General features: G+C 51.8%; 26 protein-coding genes. 22 read left to right on the forward strand and 4 right to left on the reverse strand.

The annotated features are described in order from the left end of the window. Positions 1-147 precede the first annotated feature (147 nt). The 6 genes from PP263_RS17350 to PP263_RS17375 all read left to right on the forward strand — a co-directional run bounded on the left by PP263_RS17350 (position 148) and on the right by PP263_RS17375 (position 4,325). On the forward strand, positions 148-900 hold the full coding sequence (locus PP263_RS17350) for an SH3 domain-containing protein (RefSeq protein WP_308365072.1): 753 nt from the start codon (positions 148-150) through the stop codon (positions 898-900). Continuing rightward, positions 870-1,517 (forward strand): outer membrane beta-barrel domain-containing protein, encoded by a 648-nt coding sequence (locus PP263_RS17355; protein WP_308365073.1) that lies wholly within the window; start codon positions 870-872, stop codon positions 1,515-1,517. The genes PP263_RS17350 and PP263_RS17355 overlap by 31 nt, the downstream gene beginning before the upstream one ends. 18 nt (positions 1,518-1,535) lie before the next feature. Then, a complete protein-coding gene (locus tag PP263_RS17360) occupies positions 1,536-2,012 on the forward strand; it encodes a TlpA disulfide reductase family protein (RefSeq protein ID WP_308365075.1) in 477 nt (158 codons plus the stop codon). Positions 2,013-2,016: 4 nt separating this feature from the next. Beyond that, positions 2,017-2,244 (forward strand): DUF4266 domain-containing protein, encoded by a 228-nt coding sequence (locus PP263_RS17365; RefSeq protein ID WP_308365077.1) that lies wholly within the window; start codon positions 2,017-2,019, stop codon positions 2,242-2,244. Positions 2,245-2,431: 187 nt separating this feature from the next. After that, positions 2,432-3,550, forward strand: a complete 1,119-nt coding sequence (locus PP263_RS17370) for a DUF3570 domain-containing protein (RefSeq protein ID WP_308365079.1) — start codon at positions 2,432-2,434, stop codon at positions 3,548-3,550. 214 nt (positions 3,551-3,764) lie between these two features. Next, positions 3,765-4,325: a DJ-1 family glyoxalase III gene (locus tag PP263_RS17375; protein ID WP_308365080.1), complete on the forward strand. Its 561-nt coding sequence runs from the start codon at positions 3,765-3,767 to the stop codon at positions 4,323-4,325. A 237-nt stretch (positions 4,326-4,562) separates the two neighbouring features. Here the strand turns inward: PP263_RS17375 and PP263_RS17380 are convergent, their stop codons facing one another. Next, a complete protein-coding gene (locus tag PP263_RS17380) occupies positions 4,563-5,333 on the reverse strand; it encodes a DUF4336 domain-containing protein (RefSeq protein ID WP_308365081.1) in 771 nt (256 codons plus the stop codon). A 654-nt stretch (positions 5,334-5,987) separates the two neighbouring features. Between PP263_RS17380 and PP263_RS17385 the strand changes: the two genes are divergently transcribed. The 11 genes from PP263_RS17385 (at position 5,988) to PP263_RS17435 (ending at position 17,972) form a co-directional block, all read left to right on the forward strand. Then, positions 5,988-7,571: an NAD(P)-binding domain-containing protein gene (locus tag PP263_RS17385; RefSeq protein WP_308365082.1), complete on the forward strand. Its 1,584-nt coding sequence runs from the start codon at positions 5,988-5,990 to the stop codon at positions 7,569-7,571. 14 nt (positions 7,572-7,585) lie between these two features. Further along, positions 7,586-8,650 (forward strand): alpha-hydroxy acid oxidase, encoded by a 1,065-nt coding sequence (locus tag PP263_RS17390; RefSeq protein ID WP_308365083.1) that lies wholly within the window; start codon positions 7,586-7,588, stop codon positions 8,648-8,650. Between the two features lie 5 nt (positions 8,651-8,655). Next, positions 8,656-10,041: a cytochrome P450 gene (locus tag PP263_RS17395; protein WP_308365084.1), complete on the forward strand. Its 1,386-nt coding sequence runs from the start codon at positions 8,656-8,658 to the stop codon at positions 10,039-10,041. Between the two features lie 17 nt (positions 10,042-10,058). Then, complete coding sequence (locus PP263_RS17400; RefSeq protein ID WP_308365086.1) at positions 10,059-10,889, forward strand: iron-containing redox enzyme family protein; 831 nt, start codon at positions 10,059-10,061, stop codon at positions 10,887-10,889. Between the two features lie 1,010 nt (positions 10,890-11,899). Next, positions 11,900-12,151: a hypothetical protein gene (locus tag PP263_RS17405; RefSeq protein ID WP_308365087.1), complete on the forward strand. Its 252-nt coding sequence runs from the start codon at positions 11,900-11,902 to the stop codon at positions 12,149-12,151. Between the two features lie 143 nt (positions 12,152-12,294). Further along, the gene (locus tag PP263_RS17410; protein WP_308365088.1) at positions 12,295-13,851 is read left to right on the forward strand and encodes an IS1182 family transposase; all 1,557 of its coding nucleotides are present in this window, start codon (positions 12,295-12,297) and stop codon (positions 13,849-13,851) included. A gap of 583 nt (positions 13,852-14,434) precedes the next feature. Beyond that, positions 14,435-14,836 (forward strand): hypothetical protein, encoded by a 402-nt coding sequence (locus PP263_RS17415; protein WP_308365090.1) that lies wholly within the window; start codon positions 14,435-14,437, stop codon positions 14,834-14,836. 917 nt (positions 14,837-15,753) lie between these two features. Beyond that, positions 15,754-16,125, forward strand: coding sequence for a VOC family protein (locus PP263_RS17420; RefSeq protein ID WP_308365091.1), 372 nt, complete (start codon positions 15,754-15,756; stop codon positions 16,123-16,125). A 114-nt stretch (positions 16,126-16,239) separates the two neighbouring features. Next, positions 16,240-16,812: a hypothetical protein gene (locus tag PP263_RS17425; protein WP_308365093.1), complete on the forward strand. Its 573-nt coding sequence runs from the start codon at positions 16,240-16,242 to the stop codon at positions 16,810-16,812. A 160-nt stretch (positions 16,813-16,972) separates the two neighbouring features. Next, positions 16,973-17,437 carry a DUF3224 domain-containing protein gene (locus tag PP263_RS17430; RefSeq protein WP_308365094.1) on the forward strand — a complete coding sequence of 155 codons (465 nt, stop codon included), beginning with the start codon at positions 16,973-16,975 and terminating at the stop codon, positions 17,435-17,437. Positions 17,438-17,486: 49 nt separating this feature from the next. After that, the gene (locus PP263_RS17435) at positions 17,487-17,972 is read left to right on the forward strand and encodes a VOC family protein (protein WP_308365095.1); all 486 of its coding nucleotides are present in this window, start codon (positions 17,487-17,489) and stop codon (positions 17,970-17,972) included. Between the two features lie 407 nt (positions 17,973-18,379). On the opposite strand, the gene PP263_RS17440 is transcribed toward PP263_RS17435, so the two are convergent. After that, positions 18,380-18,655 (reverse strand): helix-turn-helix transcriptional regulator, encoded by a 276-nt coding sequence (locus PP263_RS17440; RefSeq protein WP_308365096.1) that lies wholly within the window; start codon positions 18,653-18,655, stop codon positions 18,380-18,382. Between the two features lie 182 nt (positions 18,656-18,837). Here PP263_RS17440 and PP263_RS17445 point away from each other — a divergent pair, with 182 nt between their 5' ends. Further along, the gene (locus PP263_RS17445; RefSeq protein WP_308365097.1) at positions 18,838-19,269 is read left to right on the forward strand and encodes a hypothetical protein; all 432 of its coding nucleotides are present in this window, start codon (positions 18,838-18,840) and stop codon (positions 19,267-19,269) included. A gap of 7 nt (positions 19,270-19,276) precedes the next feature. Here the strand turns inward: PP263_RS17445 and PP263_RS17450 are convergent, their stop codons facing one another. After that, complete coding sequence (locus PP263_RS17450) at positions 19,277-19,897, reverse strand: outer membrane beta-barrel protein (protein ID WP_308365099.1); 621 nt, start codon at positions 19,895-19,897, stop codon at positions 19,277-19,279. Between the two features lie 1,701 nt (positions 19,898-21,598). Here PP263_RS17450 and PP263_RS17455 point away from each other — a divergent pair. Further along, the gene (locus PP263_RS17455; protein ID WP_308365100.1) at positions 21,599-21,874 is read left to right on the forward strand and encodes an NTF2 fold immunity protein; all 276 of its coding nucleotides are present in this window, start codon (positions 21,599-21,601) and stop codon (positions 21,872-21,874) included. Positions 21,875-22,111: 237 nt separating this feature from the next. Here the strand turns inward: PP263_RS17455 and PP263_RS17460 are convergent, their stop codons facing one another. Further along, positions 22,112-23,062, reverse strand: coding sequence for an IS5 family transposase (locus PP263_RS17460; protein WP_308365102.1), 951 nt, complete (start codon positions 23,060-23,062; stop codon positions 22,112-22,114). A 91-nt stretch (positions 23,063-23,153) separates the two neighbouring features. On the opposite strand from PP263_RS17460, the gene PP263_RS17465 reads away from it, so the two are divergent. The 3 genes from PP263_RS17465 to PP263_RS17475 all read left to right on the forward strand — a co-directional run bounded on the left by PP263_RS17465 (position 23,154) and on the right by PP263_RS17475 (position 24,608). Beyond that, a complete protein-coding gene (locus PP263_RS17465) occupies positions 23,154-23,522 on the forward strand; it encodes a hypothetical protein (protein ID WP_308365104.1) in 369 nt (122 codons plus the stop codon). A gap of 148 nt (positions 23,523-23,670) precedes the next feature. Beyond that, complete coding sequence (locus PP263_RS17470) at positions 23,671-24,051, forward strand: hypothetical protein (protein ID WP_308365105.1); 381 nt, start codon at positions 23,671-23,673, stop codon at positions 24,049-24,051. A 131-nt stretch (positions 24,052-24,182) separates the two neighbouring features. Further along, positions 24,183-24,608, forward strand: coding sequence for a hypothetical protein (locus PP263_RS17475; RefSeq protein ID WP_308365106.1), 426 nt, complete (start codon positions 24,183-24,185; stop codon positions 24,606-24,608). Positions 24,609-24,732: the final 124 nt, after the last annotated feature.

The following is a 24,732-nucleotide window of genomic DNA, read 5'->3' on the forward strand; positions in this document are numbered from 1 at the left end:
GGTCGCGGCCCCGAACTACTCCCCTCTCCCGCTTGCGGGAGAGGGGCTGGGGGAGAGGGCTTCGGCTGTCGCCCCCTCTCCCTAACCCTCTCCCCAGGGGGAGAGGGAACTGTTTTGTGCCTGAATAGAGTCCGGTGGAGTAAGCAGTTGAGTGCCCGCATCCATTTTTATTTTTTCTGCATGGCGCTGCTCTTGTGCGGTGCCGCCGCGGCACAATCCCCGCCGGACGACGCCGAGAAAGTCACCGTGGGCTCACCCTACGTGAATATGTACACCGGCCCCGGTCGCGGCTACCCGATTTTTCACGCACTGGAATACGGCGAAACCCTCTGGTTGCTCAAGCGGCGCACTGACTGGGTCAAGGTGTCGACCCGCAGGGGAATCACCGGTTGGGTGCGCATCGCGGACCTGGGGGAAATCTACGGCGCGGACGACGAGCAGGTGGTGCTGCCGGTACCGGATTACCGCGACTACCGCACCCAGGATTTCCACCTGGGATTCAGCTACGGCGACTTCGACGGCGCCAGTTCCCTGGGGATGACTCTCGGCTACCGCTTTACCGCGAATATCTCCGCGGAACTGCGCGCGACCCAGGCGGTGGGCGAGTTTTCCGATAGCCAGACCTACCAAGTGGCGGTGGTGCACCAGCCGTTCCCCGATTGGCGGCTGTCGCCCTACTTTATGCTGGGCACCGGGATCAATATCACCTCCCCTAACGCCACCATCGTGGCCACCGAGGACCGGCGGGACACGGCGATGCTCACCGGGGTGGGAATAAAAACGCATCTTTCCCGGCGCTTTGCACTGCGCGCCGAGCTGGCCAATCACTACCTGCTCACTTCGCGGGAAAATAATCAGGAGATAGTGGAGTGGAAACTGGGTTTCGACGTTTATCTGTAATCATTGCCGCGTCCCTGCTGGCTTCCGCCGCCTGGGCGCAGGAGGATGACGATATCCTCGGCGAAATTATCTCCCCGGATCTGGAGCGGCGGGAAATCCGCGAGGCGCAGATCGACAGCGAGAATTTCGAGATCACCGTCTATGCCGGCGGTGTCATGAATGTGGAGGATTTCGGCTCCAACCCGCTGTACGGCGCCGCCCTTGCCTACCATATCAACGAGGACGTTTTTATGGAGGCCGCTTACGGGCAGACGGAGCTGGGGGAATCCAGTTTCGAGCGCCTCAGCGGCTCGGCGCCGCTGCTCACCGACGAGCAGCGGGAACTCAGTTATTACGACCTGTCGCTGGCCTGGAATCTGTTTCCCGGTGAATACTTCCTGTTCGACCGCTGGGCGCTGAACAGCAGCCTGTACCTGATCGGCGGTATCGGCAGCACTTCCTTTGCCGACGAAGAGCACTTTACTTACAACATCGGTGCCGGCGTGCGGGTGTTGACCAAAGACTGGCTGGCGTTGCGCCTGGATGTCCGCGACCATATTTTCGAGCACGAGATTTTCGGCGAGGCGCAGAGCACCAACAATCTGTCCGCCCAACTCGGCATTTCCATTTACTTTTAATGAGAGGGATTTTTTTCCATGATCCGTTTATTGACCACCATTTTTCTGGCGCTTTCCACACAACTGGCCGCAGCCGCCGAGCCCTCCCCGGATTTCACCCTGGCCTCCAACAAGGGCGATAACCTGCGCCTGGCGGAACAGCGCGGAAAAGTGATCATGCTGAATTTCTGGGCCTCCTGGTGCGGCCCCTGCCGCCAGGAAATGCCGCTGCTGGACGAACTGAACGCGCGCTACGAAGCCGCCGGTTTCCAGGTCTGGGGCGTGAACGTGGATTCCAAGCGCGCAGACGCAGAGCAGATGCTGGGCAAGATTCCGGTGGACTTTCCGGTTCTGTTCGATAGCAAAGGTGAGGTGAGTAAGCTGTTCGGCGTGGACGCCATGCCCAGCTCGGTATTTATCGACCGCGACGGCAAGATCCGCCATGTGCACCGCGGATTCCGCGACGGCGACGAGGCCGCCTACAAGAAAGTTATCAAGGAACTGATCCGGGAGTAGAGCCATGTCCCGTCCACTACTGCTGCTATCCGTCGCCGCCGGCCTGCTGTTCCTGCAGGGCTGCACCGTGACGCCCTGGGTGCAACCCTACGAACGGCACTACCTGGCCGACCCGATCATGGGCTTCGAGCGGGACCCGGTGGCCGCCGGCTATATGAACCATGTGTACGAGGCCCGCGAGGCGGCCCGCGGCGCCGAGGGTGGCAGTGGAGGCGGTTGTGGCTGTAACTGATCAATTTCGATGGAACTTCCTCCCTTGTAGGAGCGGGCCATGCCCGCGATCAGCTTTTCTACGAAGCCGGGCCGCTGATTCGCGCCATCCCTGGCGCTCACCCTTCGGGCGCCTTCGGCGTCCAAATTTGTTCCCGACAAATTTGTCGCGGGCATGGCCCGCTCCTACATGGTTACTGTGGGCCTGGGTGTTCTTCCCCCTCGCCGCCGGCGCCGCAGTACTGCCGGAAGAGCGCGCCGACACCATGTACCACTCCTACAGCGGCGGCGGGGTAACCATCGACGGCCCTTCAGTGCTGGTGCGCAAGAACGTCGGCAATTCCCTCTCCCTCTCCGCCAATTACTATGTGGATATGATTTCCGGTGCCTCCATCGACGTGGAGGCCACCGCCAGCCGCTACTCCGAACAGCGGGACGAATACTCCCTGGGCGCAGATTACCTGGTGGACAAAACCACCCTGAGCCTGGGTTACACCAACAGCTCGGAAAACGACTACCAGGCGGAGACGGTATCCTTCGGCATCAGCCAGGGTTTCTTCGGTGACCTCAGTACCCTGGGCCTGCGGGTCAGCTATGGCAGCGACGACGTCTTCCGCAACGGCGACGACAATTTCGCCGCACAGGCGGAACACCGGCGCTACTCCCTGAACTGGAACCAGATACTCACCCAAAAGCTGATTGCCGAACTGAGTGTGGAAACCGTCTCCGACGAGGGCTTCCTCAACAATCCCTACCGCAGCGTGCGCTACCAGGACCCGGAATCCGGCACCGGCTTCAGCTACCAGCCGGAACTCTATCCCACCACCCGCAACAGCGACGCGGTTGCCCTGCGCGGCAAATACCGCCTGCCCTACCGCGCGGCGATCAAGGGCGAGTACCGCTACTACGTCGACAGCTGGGGCATCCGCGCCGACAATATTGAATTCCGCTACACCCATCCGCTGGAAGAAAAGGACCAATGGATACTGGAGGGCAAGCTGCGCTTCTACAAACAGTCCGGAGCGGATTTTTACAGCGACCTCTTTCCCTATATCAACGCCACCAGTTTCCGCGCCCGCGACAAGGAACTGAGCGACTTTAGCAATACCTCCGTGGGTATCGGCGTCTCCTATGTACTGCCGGACCGCTGGTCGCTGCTGGAGCGCAAGAACACCGTCAACCTCTATTGGGACTATATGCTGTTCGACTACGACAATTTCCGCGATGTGACGGTACACGGCGGCGACAGTGACATAACACCGGGAGAGGAACCCACTTACAGCTTCGGCGCCAATGTAATTCGGCTATTCTGGTCTATCTGGATCTGATGATCGGCAACGCCGATCCCCTGTAGGAGCGGGCCATGCCCGCGATCTGCTTTTCTACGAAGCCGGGCCGCTGATTCGCGCCATCCCTGGCGCTCACCCTCCGGGCGCCTTCGGCGTCCAAATTTGTTCCCGACAAATTTGTCGCGGGCATGGCCCGCTCCTACAAAAGAATCGCGATCTTCAAAGAAATCCTGATGATCTGGAGAAATTTACCATGGCCAAAGTACTGGTTCCCATCGCCGAGGGCTCCGAGGAAATCGAAGCCGTCACCATCATCGACGTGCTGCGCCGCGCCGGCGCCGAGGTCACCGTGGCCTCGGTGATGCCGGAAAAACGCATCCGCGCTTCCCGCGGCGTGCACATCGAGGCGGACCGCCTGTTCCGCGACCTCCCGGAAGCCGACTGGGACCTGATCGCCCTGCCCGGCGGCGCACCGGGCGCGGAGCATTTCCACGACTGTGAAGCGCTGATACTACTGGTGGCGGAACAACTGAACAGCAGCCGTTTGTTGGGCGCCATCTGCGCGTCCCCCGCCATAGCCCTGGGCCGCCACGGCTTGCTGAAGAACTACCGGGCCACCTGCCACAGCGGCTTCCGCGAGGAATTGCAGAAGCAGGCCAAATTCGTGAGCGACGAACCAGTGGTCTGCGACCGCAACCTGATTACCAGCCAGGCCCCCGGAACAGCGATGGGGTTTGCGTTGCAACTGGTATCGAGTCTCTTTGGAGAGGAAAAAGCGCGGGAAGTGGCAGAGCCGATGGCAGTCAGTCTCTAACCGCCGGATTCCCCTTCCTTGTAGGAGCGGCCGTTGGCCGCGATCGGCACCCGAAAAAAACCTCAAAGGCTACCGGACCCATACCAGCCCTGGATGGTGCGCACGGCGCACCCCACACCCCCCCGCCCGACGGCGGCCCCAACTCCGTAAAATCATTTCCGGATTCCCATGTAGGAGCGGCCCCTGGTCGCGCGATCGGCATTCGATACACATCAAAGCCGAATGGCCTTGGCAGACCTACCGCAACATCCAGCGAAAAGCCCGCCTGAGCTCCGTAGCCCCATTCCTCTCATACCAGCGACCGTGCGCCAGGATGATACGCTCCGGATTCCAACCGATCATCGTCTCCACCGCAGACCGGAGCGTCTCCTTCGAATAGGTCATTCGCATATCGCGCGGCATGCCTCCGTCGGGATCGAGGGCCCCAGCCCACCGGGTAAGCCAGCGCACAAAGCGGCCCCCAAGTTTGTGCGGCTCGAAATTCTCGATAAGGTCGGTGAGGATAAGTGTGCGGCTCGGGCGATGGAAAAAGACCACCTCGGTCATATAGCGCCCGGCGATCGCCAGCGTCGCCATCTCCCCATCCCACGGATAGCCGCCGTTAGTATCGAGCGGCCGGCCATCGAAATCGATGCGCCCGGCCGCCTGTTCCCTGATGCGCGGAGCCAGGTAAACCTCAGCCTCGGGAAAAGCGGCGTGCCAATCCGGAATCCACCAATAATGGATGCGATTTGGCCCGACAATCCAACGGGGCGGCCCGATCGCTGCGATCTCAGCCTTCAGCTCGGCGGTCAGCGGTGTCGGCGAATGGAGAAAAAGGCCGTCCGCAAGCCTGACCACCGTCATGCGCGTCGAAAACGGCATCTTCGGCCACGGCATACCAAAGCGGATCGCCGGTCCGTCGATAATCCAAACATCCTCCGCGACTCGCTTTAGCGTGTGGAGCGGAGGATAAGTATTACTCGATTCGCTATGCATAGAGCCAGCCTGCTCGGGGGCCGCTGCCATTATTAAACTCTGAGATAACTACTCCCTCCCTGTAGGAGCGGCCCATGGCCGCGATCAGCCCCCACTACGAAGCGAAGCCGGGCCCAGTTCAATCACCAGCCAATGTCACAAATTAAAAAATTGTAACGCAGGACGACTGCGCGGGCTGCAATAGGGATAGCGCTGAATGTCATTTATTGGATGGGTGTTCAACTTCTCATTATCAAGGTGTCCAGCTTCTCGTTATCCAGTTTCTCATCGGCGACGCTGATGAAGTATCAGATCAAAGACTGAAAAAAAATGTCTTTATGATCTTAGAGATAAACTTGCTATTAGTACAAAACTTAATATCAATTGCGAATTTTATAGCGAATAGGTATTTATGATGAAAGATAAATTTTTTCTCGAAAGGTGCAACTTTCTAAAAGCCTGTCACGTATCCCCATTGGTAAGTAACCATCAAAAGGGAGGGCTTCTCAATGGAATACCAATAAGAATAAAAGCGTTATCGACAACCACAACCTCACCTTAGCACCCGGCCCAACACTCTGTGGTGGCGAAAGGGACGTTGCACCATGACCAATGCCAATCCGTGCCGGGGATTGCTCGCATCGGTATTGGCCTTCACAACCTCCCATGAGGAAGAAAGTACAATCATAGATTCTGGAGTATGAAATGATTAAAGACTATATCATCATTGGCGCCGGCCCTGCCGGGCTGCAGTTAGGCCATCTCATGCAGGAACATAAAGAAGATTATCTGATACTTGAAGGTGGATCAGGTGTCGGAAGCTTTTTCAAGCAATACCCTCGCCACCGCCAGTTGATTTCCATTAACAAAAAATACACGGGAGACACGGATTCAGAGCGCAATCTCAGAATGGACTGGAACTCCCTTTTGTCTGGTAACGATGATCTCCTGTTTACTAAATACTCGGATAAATTTTTCCCCAGCGCCGACACTTTTGTTAACTACCTGGAAGATTATTATCAAGAACATCAAATCAACGTTCGCTTTAACACAAAAGTCAGTAAAATCGAGAAGAACGATACATTTACCATTCACACCATTGGCGGCGAAATCTTTCACTGTCGCCACTTGATTGTGGCTACCGGGGTTTCTAAGGAAAACGTGCCGGACGTTCCGGGTATAGAGCTATGCGATCCCTATTCCACCACCAATATTGACCCGATGGATTTTGTTAACCAAAGGGTACTGATTTTGGGGAAAGGCAACTCGGCATTTGAGACGGCCGATAACCTGGTAGAGACAACCGCGTATATTCACGTCGCTGGCCGCAGCTCTATTCGCCTGGCCTGGCAAACCCATTACGTGGGTCACTTGCGGGCAGTGAATAACAACCTCCTGGATACCTACCAGCTTAAGTCCCAAAACGCGGTGCTCGATGGAGATGTGGTCAACATTGAAAAAGTCGACAATGAATACAAGGTTACCTTTAGTTTCTCCCGTTCCAATGAAGTCAAAAAACTTCTCTGCTATGACCGGGTTATCCTATGTACCGGATTCCGCTTCGACGCCACTATATTTGACGCATCCTGCCGCCCTGCGCTGGCCATCAATGACCGCTTCCCGAAAATGACCAGTAGTTGGGAGTCGGTTAATGTGCCCAACTTGTATTTTGCCGGTACGATCATGCAGCAGCGCGACTTTAAAAAATCCACCTGCGGCTTTGTGCATGGTTTCCGCTATGCGGTTCGATCCTTATTCCATATCCTGCGCGCTAGCAACAAGCACATCCCTTTACCGACACATAAGCTACCACTGGATGCCGATGCGCTGGCCAATTACATTGCCTATCGGGTCAACCGAACATCGGCACTATGGCAACAGTTTGACTTTCTGTGTGACACGTTAGTCGTTGACCAGGAACAGGGCTACTACATAGAAGAACTGCCCGTTGCCTATACCCACGACACTTTATCCCGGCAAATGCCCACCTACTTTAATATCACGCTGGAGTATGGCCCTGATCACGACAAATTTGATCCATTCAATATCGATATCGCCCGGGTTGCCCAGGACGACCACGAAAATGCATTAAATGCGCAATATCTGCATCCCGTTATTCGTTTCTTCCAGGGTGGGGAACATGTCTCGACCCACCACATGGCCGAAAACCTGGAAAATGAATGGAACCGTTATGAATCGCATATCGTTCCATTGCGGGATTACCTGGCTCAGTGCCTGACGTTCCTGGCAGTCAACGAAGCGATGCAGGCCGCAGTAGCGGAAGCCTGAATGGGAGTATCACGATGATTTCCCTGAGTGATCTGGAAAAACAGGCTCTTGCGCTTCTTCCTAAAGCCCATGCCGATTACTTCATCGGTGGCTCCGAAAGGGAGGTGACCGCCAACGCAAACCTGCAATCGTTCGACGGCCTTCAACTCTGGCCTCGCGTGTTGCGGGGCAACTTTGAAGGAGATCTGAATATTGACCTGCTAGGGAGCCAGCTCGATTACCCGATACTGGCCGCCCCTACCGCTTTCCATAAACTGGCACACCCCGAAGGTGAATTGGCAACGGCAAGAGCTATCGCACGATGCAATAGCCTCATGATCGTCAGCATGGCTTCCAATACTGCCATTGAAACGATCACCGAAGCCGCTTACGAGATTAACCCAAGGGCCGGAATCTGGTTGCAGATCTATATACAACCCGACAGGGACTTTACCCGTAGACTGATACGTAGAGCGGAAAAATCCGACTGTAAAGGTTTGGTTGTTACCGTGGATTCTCCAGTTTTTGGCGTCCGAGAGCGCGATATTCGCAACAACTTTAGCGAGCTTCCCGAGGGCTTGTACTGTGCGAATATGAAGGACCAAGACGGCATCTTTCGTGACATCGCTTTCGATTCCGGGCTGAACTGGGATGACATTGTCTGGCTCCGGGACAACACGCAGCTCCCCATCATCCTGAAAGGCATTTTGCATCCTGAAGATATCAGGCTAGCGATTCAGCACAATCTACAGTCTGTCATGATTTCCAACCATGGAGGCCGCCAACTCGATGGCGTACCAGCCACCATTCACGTCCTGCCCCTCCTGGCACAGGCAGCGGATGGTCGCATTCCATTACTTGTCGATGGCGGCATTCGCTCCGGTTCGGACGTGCTAAAAGCACTGGCACTGGGCGCGAATGCCGTTGCCATTGGCCGCCCTGTGATCTGGGGTCTGGCGGTAGATGGAGAACAAGGCGTACAGACTGTCTTTCAGCATTTACACAAACAGCTGCTGTCCTCCATCAGATTATGTGGCTGTAGAAATCGTGACGACATCAATTCAGGTCTGATCTTTACCCCCCAACAACCAAGAGGCTAAACAGTATGGATAGTTTCTTATTGATTGCAGTCTTCGCAGTCTTATTATCACTACCTTATTGGCTGCCGCCATTAGTGATACGACTTAGGATGAATATTTTCACCCGGATCAATGGTGAAGAAGCCATCCAGTTACCGGGTAACGGCTTCGACGCCGAAGACTTCAAAGCCCTTTATGCACATCCCGCCATGAAGGGAAGAAGTAAAGGTGCGGCATTGTCCGATCTTTTCTGGTACTGGTTGTCCCCCGGACCGGAAATGCACCCAGAACATCTTGAGCAGAGCGAACGCTACCGACAGCTTGCGGGCTTCAGCCATAAGATCATGGCCATATCGCGGAAAGACATTGAAAGTCTGATCGACCAGTACCGGAATGACCCACTAAAGCTAGGTCTTGGCCCTAAAAACAAGTGGACACATATACGTTTGAGAGATGCATTTATGTCTCTCTGGGCGGACTTCTTTTACCAGGTCGTATTTAAAGAAAAGTGTGATGATAAGACAAGAAAGCTTATCGTCAATCACGCCAGGGACGTCGTCAATGCGCTCAAATGCGTAAAACTACGAAACATGTCCAGACGCAAACAGTTGACGAATTTTCTACTGGAAAAGCTGTCACTGGGTGAATTCCCCCACACTTTCCCAGATGGCCTGACGCATCTTGAACAAGCCCACTATCTGCAAGGGACTTTTTTTAATACCGCAATTGTGCAAATGTCCGAGGCGATGGCCCACCTGACACTTGTGGTCGCCCAACACCCGGATTGTCAGGAGCGTTTGTGCGATAATCCGGATAATCATTATCTCGATGACGTGATCAACGAAAGCCTGAGACTGCACCCCTTGTTTGGTATCGCTCACCGAATTGCGACCGAAACCGTCGAATTTAAAGGTAAAACCATACCCAAACATACGGTTGTTTGCTTTAACTACCCTGAATATCACAAGCTGGGTTATGACCAGCCGACCCGCTTTGATCCGGAAAGGTGGGGAAAATGCCCCATCAAGGAGTCGAATTTTATTCCCTTTGGCGTCACGGCCAATCGCTCCTGCCCGGCGCAGGGCCTGGCGATGGTTTCAATGCGGCAATTGACTAAACACCTATTCCGAAATTATCGTTTTTCCAGTCCGATCGTCCATACCCGATCCCTCCCTAATCGCGGCCCCTGTCTGGTCTTCAGCAATCAAAATACCGAAAATCGGCGCTTGGTTGAATGTATTGTATGCCCGTTGATGAAAATCAGGGATCGGTGGGAAGACCTGTTCCGCAGCATCATGCAGTTGTTTTTTGGAACCGCAATGATTCTCCATGCTAAAAAGCTGAGGTTGTGTGATCGCTATTTTGAGAAGTTGGAAAAACGGGCGTTCAGCTCAATTCAACCAAGTTCATAGTATTCCTGAGGCCAAAAATGAAAACCATTAACCTTCCCATTGATATAACGCAATCCACTGAACTTCTAAAAACCTGTGCCGAGCAATTGGGATCTTCACTGCCGTCAGAATTTGAAGGAATGCTGTCACATTGGCACCAACAAACGTTCACGGCTCCCTCTCCTTTTCTAAAGGAATTGCTTGCTACGAAACCGATCCATTGGGATAAATGTATTGCGGCTCACCGGGCGCACTCCCATCCCTGGTATGATTTTATCAGCAGCACTATCGACATCGACAACATGGCCAGTTTTCTGCTGGAGAACAAGTATTATCCGGAGTTTATCGCGCTTCTGGAAAAAATTCTGGATGTTCAGTTCACTGACGATGCAGCAAGCGCCGTTCAGGAGAATATAGACGATGAATTTGAACCAGAACCACACGCCAACCTGATGCGCAAAATGATGATGGCTGTTAAAAAAAGGGCCGCTGACCCAATCAGGCTCGACGACTACCCCGCACTGAACGACCGTACACTTATTTTCTATTATGGCTACTATCTTGAACCCTGGCACTTGGTCGGCTCCCTGTTTGCCACGGAGCAAATGGGCACGCATCGGGTTATCTGCATGAAAAAGGGCCTGGAACGTATGGGGCTCAGCGCTGACGAGCTCGAATTTACCACGGTCCACTCCGAGTGCGATGAACACCACGCAGACGATTGGCTGCAGAGAGTGATTGTTCCAAGCATCGAAGCCCGGCCAGAGTTATTGAATAGGATTGCAGCCGGTATAGCCGAATGTTTGGATACATCGGCGCTCTATCTGGACTATGTGCATGAACGCGCTCAGCTAAGGATTGCCGGATAGTGGATTCCCCAAGTACTAACGGTATCGACTGAAGTCTGAATCCATCCAGCATTAAAAGCGAGCCCGCCGGCTGTTGGAACAGCGTGAGGCAATGGCGGCCATCCGGCGGCGCCGTACAACCATCACTGGGATCTGCGGTCTGGGCGCTTCTGTGGGTTGCAATAGGATAGCGCTGAATACCTTTTATTTCGTGGGTGTCCGGCTTCTGCTGCCTTCAGCTCCGCGGGCAGCGGTGCCGGTGATTGGAGAAAAAAGCCACCCGTGAGGCTGACGATCGCCATACGCGTCAGAAAACGGCATCTCCGGCCAAGGCATGCCGAAGCGGATCACCGCCCGTCGATGATCCACACATTTGGAGGGTAGATATTGTTTGGTTCGCAATGCATGGAGCCAGCCTGTTGCCGCTATCATTATTAAACCTTGAGATAACTACTCCCTCCCTGTAGGAGCGGCCGCTGGCCGCGATCGGCATCTAGCCGGTATCGCTTGGCTCCTGGATGTAAGGAGCCTGCTTGCAGGCGAATGAGCGAAGCCGGTCCCAGCCAAGAACCGCTCCCGAAGCCAATAACGTTCAATCACCAGCCAAAGTAGCAAGATAGAAGTTGGACGGCCACCAGATATAAGCATTCAGCGCGCCACCCCTACTGTAACCCGCGGAGCCGTGCTGCATTACAATTTTTACCTTGTGGCTACTGACTACCCGTCTCAACGCAGGGTTTGTTTTGCTGGCGTCTAATTCTACCGAGATCAGCAGCGCTTGCTTCTATCTACCTGAAGGGTTACGCAAGTGTTTGTATGGGGATACCGATATGATCAATAGCTGTAGTCGTTGGGGAGATATAGAGCAGCTATTATCTATTTCTGGGGTGGTAGGCCTGGAGAATCTTCTAACTAATTGATTTTTAAAGCGAATGCCTGTATTTGGGACTATGGTACTTAATTAGATAGTGAGCACATAGATGTAAAGCAGCGTCTTTTGAATTAACTGTTAAGAACACAGGGAGAAATTTGTGGGTACTGCATTCTGGGTGAGGCGCTTTTTCACTGTTCTCGCCGGAGCATTTGTTATTATTTTCGGCGTACAAATGCTCAAAGGTTATGACTTGAGCTACTCACTAGTACAAGCAGCAATTTGGGGGCCGCTTTCTGCCATCGTCTTCATTTTTTCCCGGTTCTTTCAGGCGCGTCGTGGTCAACATTGCGCAATCTGCAAGGACACACCAGAAATGCGGAGCACCAGCGGTGGTGGCGATGGTTCTTAACCAGGCCAAGCTGACGGACAGCCAACGCAAAGCGCTTCGCGCAAAATACGCTCGGGCTGCCGCAGTTGGCAACGTTCAGGCTGTAGAAAAACTCTTAAAACCCAGCGTTTTTTGGTAAAATTTGACCCTCAAAGGGAGGGGATATGCCAAATTTCAGAAAATACAGCTACAGCCAGGACGCCATGGTCGTCATTAACTTCGAAGACCAACTCCAGCCTGGCACTTTCGAGTTCACTCTCCACCGTTTGATCGACGGGCGTATCGACCTCTCCCCCTTCTACGACAAATACAGCAATGATCAGGGCGGCAGAGCCGCTTACGATCCAGCGATTCTGCTCAAGATCATCCTGTTTGCCTACGCCAAAGGCATCACCTCCAGCCGCGAGATCCAGTGGCAATGTGAAAACAACATCATCTTCAAAGCCCTCTCCTGCGACGCCGTCCCCCACTTCACCAGTATCGCGAGCTTTGTCAGCGGCTACCCCGACGCCATTGAGTCTGTCTTCGAGCAGGTACTGCTTGTCTGCGACCAGCAGGGCCTACTGGGCAATGAACTCTTTGCCATTGGCGGCTGCAAGATGCCCTCAGACGCCTCCAAAGAGCATTCCGGCACTTTCAAAGAACTGGAACAGAAGCGAGACAAAATCCAGAAGAAGATCCGGCATTGCATCGAAGAGCACAAACGGCTCGACGGGCGAAAGCCCAAAGAGCGAGACCGAAAGAAGCAGCTCGCCCAGGCCACTGAAACCCTCCAAAAGCACTTCGACAAGATTGATCAGTTCCTAAAGACGGCAACCCCAAGGAAGGGGCAAGGAAAGAACCAGAAAGAAGTAAAGAGCAACATCACCGATAACGAATCCGCCAAAATGACCACCAGCAAAGGCACAATACAGGGCTACAACGGTATCGCCGCCGTCGATAAGGAACACCAGATCATTGTCGAAGCCCAGGCCTTTGGCTCCGGCCAGGAACAGCATACGTTGAAGTCGATTCTGGACGGTATCAGAAAGCGGTATCGTGATACCGGAATCCATGACGATATCCTCAAAAGTCAGGTAATCATAACCGCAGATACCGGGTTCTCCAGTGAGGAGAATAATGATTATCTCCGCAAAGAGAACATCAACGCCTACATCCCTGACAATAAGTTCCGATCCAGAGACAAAGCTTTCTCTAAGCAGAAAAAGAAGTATGGTAAGCGGAATCAGTACAATGCCAAAGGCCAGAAGAAGATCATCCCGGCCAGCGAATTTCAAATCGATGCCAAGAACAAGATCTGTATCTGTCCGGCCGGAAAGTCTCTTTGGTTCGTTGGTGAATCTCGACCTGTCAAAGGTAAAAGAAAACTGGTCTTTGAAGGTAACCTGACCGACTGTCGCAGCTGCCAACTGAAAGACCAGTGTATGCGCAATCCAAGTGCCGCCGACACAAGGGAGGGGCACGGTCGCCAGGTATCGATTACAGTGACCAATGGCCACACTGCGACAGACTGGATGAAGCGACGCGTCGACAGCCAGGAAGGAAAGGTGATCTACGGGCACCGAATGTCCGTGGTGGAGCCGGTATTTGGCAATACAGGCACCAACAAGGGCCTAAATCGATTCACGTTACGCGGCCTGGACAAGGTCCAGGGGCAATGGAGGATGTTCTGCTTGGTGCATAACATTGAAAAGCTGATGAATTATGGAGCGATTCACTGAGCCAGAAGGCTCTTGACGAAGCCTCTCGATTGACTGCGCAGATTGGATGACTATATGGAAGGACTGTGTTTAAATCGGGCTCAATGATCAATCAAAATATGGCTGGAAGAGCTGATTCTCCGAAATAGTTTTTCTACAGCCTCGTTAAAGGGAGCGATCGATGCAGAATGATTTTTATAAGCTCAAAAGACGTATCAGATTAATTTTCTCTGCATTTATTTTGTGGGTTGTAGGAGCAACTATTGTCTTGCCGCCTGGTGGGATAGGTTTAATCACAATGCCAGTTGCAATAATCTTGGTGGCCGCGCTAATTATGACGAATCGTAAAATTCAAAAAACTACGTGTCCGTACTGTCATGAGCGGATACTATCCCCTATTCAGCAAATAGGTTTTGGTGTATTTACAGAACCAAAGGTTTGTCGTCACTGCGAGGCATCCCTTTAACCAGGCAATGCATCCGACAGCTAAGTTTGTGCATTTTTTACGCGGTCGCTGCGCTCCCATGATCGCGCAAAAAGCGCACAAACTTCGCCGCAGCTGATTGCGACGTTATGCCACCTCTTCAACTCAAGGGTACATATTATGACTGAACTTCGAAATGTAATTGAGAAGGATATTCAGCATCATCATGTCAGAGCAAAACGGTATTTTCTAATGACACAGATATTTGCTTGGATTGCAATTGGAGCCAGCTTCGCCTCAGTTCTTGCTGCCACCGCAAAATCTCCAGTCGTGATGACAGCGATTATCGCCGCTATCCCAGGGACGGTGCTGCTTGTTGATAAAGCTTTTGGCTATGGCCCACGATCTGCATGGCACTATTCGTATCGAATATCTCTACTTGAGCTTTGTGATAAGCTCGATTACCAACATGTCCCCGCTGAACAAGTTTCGCTGGAGCTGGCTCTAATCCGGAAAAACATGCAGGGTACTTATCCTATGGTAAGCGTAAGTGCTGCAATTCATCAGCAAGGTGTGGCATAACCAAGTCATCAACTTCGCGCCTACGGCGCCGGACGCCTCCTTCGGAGTCGCCGGTTATGAACGGCGTTAGGTTTCCAAGTTACCCATGAAATATACGATTCTAATATTTGGACTACTATTCTCATTGGTTGCCCATTGTGATCAGCCTCCAGACTGACAGCCGTATACTATTTATTCAAAGAATAGAGAATGGACCGCTCACATCAGCCGAGAATACAAGACTGAGAATCCATGGGATGATGAGTGGAGCGTTGCGATCTACCGAGGTGTTCATTATCCCTTTCCAAGACCAGATAAAAAGCCGGCTTGGTCGCGAGAATATGAAAGCAACGGTTACTCTGAAGGGCTGCTTTCAGATGACGGTAAAGTCTTTGTGTATGTAGAATACTGGTATCGAGCCAATTATCTGCAGTCAAAATATACACAGAGAATTGTGTAATTATAAAAAATGGTTCATTTTTCAACGTTGGAAATAACCTGGAAAAAACAGTATCACATGAACTTTGGCTCAAAGATGGCAGCGAAACAAAATTTGTGACTATAGATGGCAAGCGGCATGTAGAAATAGAAACTGTGGCGGGTGTGCGCCATGTTCCGGCCTACTGCGAGCCCCAAACCTAACGAGTCGTTCCAGGGGACAGCCTACTATACGCGCCTTTTTGTGCGGTCGCTGCGCTCCCATGTTTGCACAAAAAAGGCATGTATAGTAGCCACCCCCTGAACTCAACGTTCAGGCTGTAGAAAAACTCAAGCACTTCTTGAAGTGGCAAATTTTTCGTGCGGAGAGTGCTCTGAAATACTTTTCGCCATACAAAACAGGTCCGGAATTCACGTAGGAGCGCGATTTTTTGGGTGGAATATAACCAGAACGAAAGGCGGAGTTTTTCTACAGCTTCGTTATGCATAAGGAGAAATCGATGGACTCGAGTCCAGTTCTTGACCTCAAAGCGTTTGTACCTTCCAAAAATTTGGAACTCAGCAAGCGCTTCTATTCAGATATCGGATTCACACTCAATTGGGCTAATGATGAAATCGCGGAATTTGAAGTTGGCTCTTTTCGTTTTATCGTTCAGCGCTTTTATGTAAAAGAGCATGCTGAGAATTTTATGATGCATCTAATGGTCGAGGATGCTGATCCGTGGTGGGCGCATTTTGAACGCATCAAGCTCAAAGAAAAGTATCCGGGGATCATGCTTAAACCACCTACGATGCAACCTTGGGGTCTTCGCGTTCTTTACATCTCCGATCCTAATGGGCCGCTTTGGCACATCGCCGACAAAAATGCATAACAAACGCAGGCACAGCGACGGCTTTTCCATTGCGGCTGCGCCTTCATTACAAAGCCGCGCGTGCTGCGGGCGTCTTTTTTTAGAGGTTACCCATGGGTCATCAAGAGCTTATCCATGGGTCATCAAGAGCTTATCCAGATAATCATTGGCTACACTTGTGTTGGTGCTTTTGTTTTTACGGTGGTAATTACGTGTCTTTCACTAGCAGGCTGGGTAAAACTCGCAAACTCGGACCAGCAGAAAAAGCTCTTCACCATTATAATCGTCGAGATTGCATTAGTTGGCGTTGGCTACTTTTCTGGAGTTCTAAAGTTCGGCCCACAGCGACAAGCTTCACAGCTTGCAGTCGAATTTGAGCGATATGAGTTGTCTCGGTCTGATCCAGGTCATACCTGTCCTCCTGGAATGTTGTGCGTTCGTGAGTTTTTAAGGTCTAAAACTCCGGTACAGCTTCAATTACATAGAATGATTCTTAATAGTCCGCCGGTTAGGTCTCAACCCATTATGTACGAGAACGCTGAGGGGCTATTGGCGTTTAACTATTGTGTAGCCGAGGGGAGGAAACAGAAAATTCGTGCGATGGTAGTTGCAGAAGGCGGCGACGTAGCTGGTCCGTACCAGTATTCCGTTGATGCTTCGGGGAGCATTGAAATTAATGATCAAGCATCTGCGCTTTCTCGCAGGTAGAGAAATATTGCAAGAGCAAGCCGTTTGCTCAGCCCTTCTGGGCTCTGCGGGACACCCAACGCCATACACATTTCGCGCTGGGCGCTGTACTCCCAATTTAGCAAAAATATGCATAGTTTTGATCGCCCCTGTGGGTATTACATGATTTAGGAGAATAGCCATGAAATTAGTCATCTCAAAAATATTTTTGGCCTTAATGATTGCAATAAGCGGTTTTTCAATAGCTGTAGAAACAAATAAATTGGGTAAAATTGTATCCGCGTCAGGAACCTTCGAAATAAACCTTGAGCCACAGAGAGATGAAGATGCTCCTGCGGGGAGAATGATCATACATAAGAAGTATAGTGGTGATCTTGAAGGAATTGGCATTGGTCAGATGTTAAGTAAACGGACGGAGAATGGGGCTTCCGCGTACTCAGCGATCGAGGAATTCAAAGGCTCCTTAGCCGGAAAAACTGGCTCTTTCACTCTTGTCCACAATGGATATATGTCTACAGGGGTACAGTCGCTAGAAGTAAAAATTCTTGAAGGATCGGGTAAGGGAGAACTGGAAGATATATCTGGCTCATTCCAAATAATTCAAGATGAGGGTAAACATAAATATGTGCTTACCTATGAGCTGTAAAGCAAGTAGCAATCAAACTATATTCGCGCTACGCATGGAGGAGTGACGTATGGCTAAGCCAGCAAAGAACACGATTTGCCTTTGGTACAATGGCGACGCCGAGGAGGCGGCGCGTTTTTACGCCAAGACCTTCCCCGATTCATCCGTTCAAGCGGTACACCGCGCACCGGGAGATTTTCTGTCCGGGAAACAAGGGGATGTGTTGACGGTCGAGTTTACCGTATTGGGCATTCCCTGCCTCGGGCTGAACGGCGGACCTGCGTTCAAGCACAGCGAGGCGTTCTCATTTCAGGTCGCAACCGTCGACCAGGCCGAAACGGATCGTTACTGGAATGCGATCATCGACAACGGCGGCGAAGAGAGTGCGTGCGGCTGGTGCAAGGACAAATGGGGATTGTCCTGGCAGATTACGCCGATCGCCCTGACGAAGGCGGTCACCGATCCCGATCGCGTTGCTGCCAAGCGCGCTTTCGATGCAATGATGCAAATGAAGAAGATCGACATCGCTGCAATCGAGGTGGCGTACCGCGGTTGATATTGCACCTTCGATGCGCGCGTTTCGGAAGTTCAAGAGGGCTCGGGGAGGCACTTCCTTACGAGTTTGGGCTGGTACGCGCAGGAATACGAAGGTCATACTCGCGGGGACTCTGAGTGGTGAGAGGACGCTTACTCCGTGCTGTATCTCAAGATTCCAGCCCTGAACCTCAGCTTTATCCTCTTGGCGAACAGTGAGGATATCTGGTGGGACAACCCACTTGACCGGGCAGAGGTGCTGAGTTCTGTATTTACCCGGGCGTTTCTCGGGTATTCATAGAGGATTAACCGCAACTGTGGAAGGCCCGTGCGACGACTAACTGGCACATGCAGCGGAGTAGTCACATGAGGTTCCTTTTCAGGTAACCAAAAGCGTTTATCTTTCAAGGCCCATATTGTTCGTTATTTCTATAGCTCACGCTTTACTTCTGTCGGCAACCTGTGGAGCTGTAGTAGCAGTTCTGCAATGCTGTCATTCTTAGCATATAGGTACTCTACCGGCACATCCAGCACATCGGCGAATCGCTCTGCCAGCGGATATCCTGGGGTATGGACACCACGCTCATACTGGCTTATCCGCGCACTAGCCGACATCTCGTCTATACCGGCCAGAATGCCGAGGCGTTCTTGAGCAAGCCCAGCACGCAACCTGGCCTCCTTTAGTCTTTTTCCGATAACAGACATTTAGCCTCCAAAGTGAAGGCTAAAATAGTCTTAGATTTTGCTTGTTCGTTTACTAAGTATTACTTAGTAATAAATATATGTGATGGGCGATAACATAAGGACATTTGCGCAGATCTTGCTTTGGCGCAACTTCCGTCTTTAAGCGTTGCCCTAGGAAAATCGGCATCTGTGTGAGGCCTTCCATGGAAGAAGTAGAGAAACTGTTGAAAAGTATGCGCTCCCTGATCCAGCTGGCGGGAGCCATTTCTACGGAGTTGACCAATTTTATCAGGGCAGAATCGCTTCCCTTAGGCGAAGTTGTGAGTGACTGGCTGGAAGTGGTGATGAACCCGCTTCCGAGCAGTTGCGGTCAGCCGTATATCAGTGAACAGGCGGCGGAGCTGCTGATTGAACGAAGACGAGCTGAAACATGGGCAAAGGCGAAACAAAAATTTGCCCCTCAGGAGCTGGGCATACTAACAGACTGGCAAAGATTGGAAGCCAGAGCATTGACGCTCTCGATCAATATGATTTTGGAAAAATACCTTGTGTATTACAAGGGAAAGCTCGCGGGAAGTAGCGGAGCCTATGACGGTTTAGTGAAAACGTATGGCCGCCGATGTCGGCGGCCGTGAAGTGGTATCAGAAATCCAGGCTCAGGGATAGCGCACTCAGCGTCGGGTCGTTCCCTTCGCTCTCGAACAGGGTGTGCTCGAGGCCCAGGGTCCACCGCCCGGTACGCCAGTTGGCGAAGACGCCGTAGAAAATATCGGTGCCGTCTTCATCGACGCTGGAGCTGAAGGCTCCAGAGGTACCGGTAGTCTTGACTTCCGATTCCCAGAAGTGATAGCCCAGTCTGGCCCCAGCGGACAGGCTCTTGCCGGCGTCAGTGCTGAACAGTGCTGCCATAGTTTTGGTATTGGAGGAAAGTTTGGCCTTTACGTCCACTCGGCTGAAACTAGGGGCGTCAATCGGACTTACGAAGATCAGGTCCACGCTGTCCGAATCGCTGGTATCCCCAAGGTCGGTATAGCCCGTCTCGAAAGCAACATAGCGGTTCAGCCGATAGCCGATATTCAGGCTGAAGCCCTTACCGTCGTCGAACTCGTAACAGAGATCGATGCTGCACAATTCCCTTTCCGCCCGGTCGGTATCCAGGTCCGTCACGCCGTAACTGGCCCTGGCATACCAGGTATCCTCAATTGCAAAGGCATTGGAGCTGGCAGCCAGTACGGTAGCTGCAGCCAAGATCGATTTTTTCATTATGCTCTCCTGCACTATTTGATCGATCGGATATCTCGCCGCGGGAGGAGTACTGCCAATGTTCCAGAGGCGGCGCGACGAAGAATACCCTCTCCGTCAACCGGTGTCGATCAGGCGCCGTTACACGGCGAACGACAGAGAAGAACGGCGGGCATGACGGGCATACTGTCTATATATGCAGCATTAGCAACGCGAGTGCCAACGGAAAAATGATCACCGAGGCCGATATCTCGGCGCAAAATCCAAAATCACCAGAAATCACAATAGAAACAAACGGTTACAGCTTTCGCCTGGAAATGGGATAGGAGGCACGGTGATCACTTTGCCAAAGTTGGGAGCCATATAAGAATGTTCTACAACCTTGACCTGATGGAGCTTTGCGGGCATTCTGTGCGAAATTTCACCAAGAGATATCGGCCTGGGGCAAAGTGGCCTTGGAGGCCACTATATAAATGTTAGTGCGGCTTGTTCATCAAGAAACAAAGAAAGTTGGTAACCCAAAGTTTTGTGCAAGTAGCAGGCAATCCAGCATCAAAGCCTGCGCCAAAATTTCAGTACAGTAGTTTCGTTCCTGGTGCCGTCGTTCAGGCTTGCAGGTAACGGAAATGGCAATCCATTATTGCGGGTTGCCAGTAAGAAAAATTATCGGTGGGGCAAGCATGATATTCTTCCCCGTAAAAACCGGCGGTGGCCCTCCGCTGCGCTCCGGGCAAAGTGCCCGCAGCAGGTTCAGTGCGGCGCCGCCACTAACCAGTCGCTTAAGTACGCCCAGGCTGGCGCCTGGGCCGGACGGCCCACGCTATGCGCTTCGCGCAAAAACAGCGTGGGCCGCCGCTTAGCTCAGGCGTTAGGTGAATATGAGCACCAGAGTTAAGAATGTATCTTTAGTTTTAATGAGTTTTATTATCTCTGCCTGTAGCTCTCCGCAGAGGTATGAAGGGCATGTCTTTGATTGTGCAGGGAATCCCGTAAAGAACATGGAGGTTGGGGCGTGGAAAAACATTTATCTCCCATTCTATTTACCAGAAAATTTAGGAGCGGCCAATACGGACAAGCAGGGTTACTTTATTTTGCATACAAAAAAACGCGCCTCCTTCTTCACTTACCCAAGAGGTGCTCTGAAAATGCACAGTCACCCGAGCAAGTCCGAAACGTCGTGCCAGTAGTTTCACCTAACAAGGCCAGGCTGTACGCTCCGGCGCTACGCGCCTCCGCGGGACGGCCTACGCTATGCGCTGCGCGCATAAGCAGCGAAGGCCACCCCAGCTGGCAACGTTATGGTGCCGGTCAGTAAAAATTAATATTTTTTTCGCTGCAAGTCTTGCGCACAGTTTTGGCATCCAGAATTTGGCTTTTTGTCACGGCACATTCAAGCAGTTTCGTTCCTAGAGTGTTCGCTCTGGTTCGGTAGAATAAAGCAACTCCGCAGTAATATCGTGGAGTGCCAGTAAGATAAAAATCGGTTGGGGAAAGTGCGGTATTCTTTCCTCGTAGTTTTCGGGCAGTGGCCAGCCAAGCCGTGGCTTAGGAGGTTCAGAGCGCGTCAGCCATAACCAGGCCAGGCAGTAAAGCTCCGGGCCTTCGGCCCTCCGCGGGACGCCTTACTTTGTGCACTTTTTGCGCGGTCGCTTCGCTCCCATTTTTGCGCAAAAAGCGCACAAAGTAAGTCGCCCCTGCTGGCGGCGTTATTTGCGAAGAGCCATGACGACAACAATTGCACTTCTTCTGTTAGTTTCGGCGCCATCGTTTGCTTCCGAGTGTAACCGAGAATTAGCTAAAGAGGTGGGCATAAAAGCCATTAAGAGTAAGTTTCCGAATGAGCATAAAGAGCACAAGCCTTTTGCGGTAGCTGCAGACAAGCAGTTCTGGTTTGTAGTCCCGGCGGTAGTGGGGAAATATTCACGTGGCGGTGGTGCACCGGAGGCCGTCATTGAGAAAAAATCTTGCAGGGTAGTCCGAGTGTCCCTTGCCAAGTAAGCAAATAACCAGGCCATGCTGCGGACGGCCTACACAACGCGCTTCGCGCTAAATACGTTCCGGCCACCACAGATGGCAACGTTAGGGAACCTCTGATCAACTCGCCATTCCCTCGGGAATTAACCGGGAGGGTCAAAAAGTCGATCGCTTTATAGTCAAATTTCCGATGTTTTCACGTAATTCTCCCAGTTTTCCTTGCCTGAAGCCCGCTATCCGCGGATTTCAGGCGCACTGCCCCTAGGCGGGCAGGTATTTTCTCCCGATTAACAGGTTGGTGAAGCCTGCCAACAGACACAGGCGTTCGGTATTCTTCTCCAGCCCACGATAGCGTACCTTATCGTAGCCAAACACGCGCTTGATATAACGGAAGGGGTGCTCCACCTTCGCCCGAATTTGAGCTTTGATCTTTTCCATTTTCCGAACGGCGTCTTGTCCGGGAAGGGTTTTCTGCTTGCTCGGTTTAATCGCTATATGCCATTCGACTTCCCGATATTTGAGCTCTTCCCGGTTCTCTGCGCCGGTGTAGCCAGAATCACCCCAAACTCTTTTTTCTTCTCCGTGGAGAACCTGCTCAGTCGCGGTAATGTCATGCGTATTTGCGGCGGTTGTGTCCACGCTATGAATGATTCCCAACACGTCATCGACGCCAATATGCATCTTCATACCAAAATGCCACTGGTTGCCTTTCTTGGTCTGGTGCATCTCTGGATCTCGAGCCTTCTCCCGGTTCTTGGTTGAGCTCGGCGCAGCGATAATAGTGGCATCCACGATACTGCCTTCTCTCAACAGCATGCCATGACTCTTGAGATGGCTATTGATCTCCTCAAATAGCTGGCGACCAAGTTGATGCTGTTCAAGTAGATGGCGGAAGTTAAGGATAGTGGTTTCATCCGGAATTCGGTCTGTCAGTGTCAATCCGCTAAAATGGCGCATGGACTCAATCTCGTAAAGTGAGTCCTCCATCGCGGGATCACTGAGGTTGTAGGACAGCTGCATACAATGGATTCTCAGCATGACCTGTAGCGGGTACGGTTGGCGACCGCGCCCGGCCTTCGGATAAAAGGGCTCGATCTTCGCTTCCAGGCGCTCCCAGGGAACCAGAGATTCCATCTGCTCTAGGAACTTCTCGCGGCGGGTCTTGCGGCGCTTGTTGCGGTATTCGGCTTCGGCAAAGCTGACTTGGTGCATGGCTTGTGCTATTTTCGTTGGCTCAATGCTATTTTACCCCATCTGGCTGGGACTTATTCAGAGGTTCCCTAGATTTGGAAATGAGAAATATATGAGTAAAAATCCATATGAAGCGCCTACGGTTCAACCCGATGAATCTGTTGAAGTTGAAAGAAAGCCACTATCTCAATCTTCGGGAAAGAAGAAGCTGTTTGTTGGTATTCCCGGTGCGGTAATCTGCTACATACTATCGAGTATAGGTTTATTTTCTGGTCTCACCAGAGGACTGGCTCTTCTGCTGAGTGCATATGTCATTGTTGGTTTTATTGAAATTTTGGTATCCGACAAAATCACATTGCTTTCAACTAAATGGGAAGGTTTACCAGGATGGAAAAAATTTACTTTTAGCATGCTTATTATAGTATTCGCCTTAGGTGCAGCGGCGGCCTCAATACCCTTACTGGGTAGAGTCCTGGTTTAAAAATCTAACTAGGCGCTGCAGCCGACGGCCAACTTTATGCATGTTTTGCGCGGTCGCTACGCTCCCATTATCGCACAAAACATGCACAAACCTGGCCGCGTCTGAGCGCAACGTTATGCTCCCGAGTCACCCACATAAGAAATTTCATATGAATAAGATCATCTCCACGTTTTTTGCCTTAATGTTGAGCAATTTAGCTTTTGCAAGTTGTTCAGTTGAGCAAGAAGAAGCTGAAATTGAGATGAAAATTCTCTTTGAGAAAGAGAAGTCAAACTCCGCTGGCGATCATGATGCAATGGACCTAGTCAAAGTAGAGGTACCTATTTCCGTATCAGGAGTACCTTTAGTATCAATGCTGCTAACTGAGGGGGAGGTAGCCAGTTTTTGGATACCAGTGTCCTTTAAAAAGGTCGAAGATAAAGCAATTTTTCAGTTTCCAGCATATCGGGAAGCAGTCAAAAACTTTGAAGTGGTGGCACACTATGAATCCGGAACTTGTGTTAGATCCATTCAGCGGCTACTAGGGTAGGTGCATAACCAGGCGCTGCTAGGGACAGCCTACTATATGCACCTTTTTGTGTGGCTCGCTGCGCTCGCATTTTCACACAAAAAGCCGCATATAGCAGGCTGCCCCAGAGCGCAACGTTAAAGGATTAGCAAATGGCAGTCTCAGTAGATAGGCTCAAAAAACTCACGACCGACTTTTTTAAGCGTCATTGGAATTCAGAAGAACTTGGTTCCACTCCAAACTGGTCAGAACCTTGGCACTTGAAAGGCGCAGCTCCCAACCATAACCGACAGGGCGTCTACGCTTTTGTTCGGGGAGACCATGTTACTTATATTGGTACAGGCGCCAGCAAAGGTAAAAAAGGATATGAGGGGCATGGCCTTGGTGCAAGGCTCGGCCAGTATGTTCGAGTATCAGGCCCCGGCGAATACCGCCCAAACGACTGGAAGCTTGAGAATGCGGATTACGTGATCACGTTGGGTTTTGAGCAAGGTTTTGGGTATCTCTCTTATGCACTGGAGAGCTACCTTCTTTCGAACATTCCAACAGAGCACAACGCCAACAGGCCCGGCAGTTGATCCTTTAACAAGGCCAGGCACGGCGACGCCTTTTTCGTTGCGGCTTCGCCTCCACTACAAAGCCGCGCATGCTGGCGGCGTTATTTGCGACATGAAGTTGCATAAATATATGTTGTAATTCGAG

The organism is Microbulbifer sp. TB1203, assembly GCF_030997045.1.
Taxonomy (GTDB): domain Bacteria; phylum Pseudomonadota; class Gammaproteobacteria; order Pseudomonadales; family Cellvibrionaceae; genus Microbulbifer.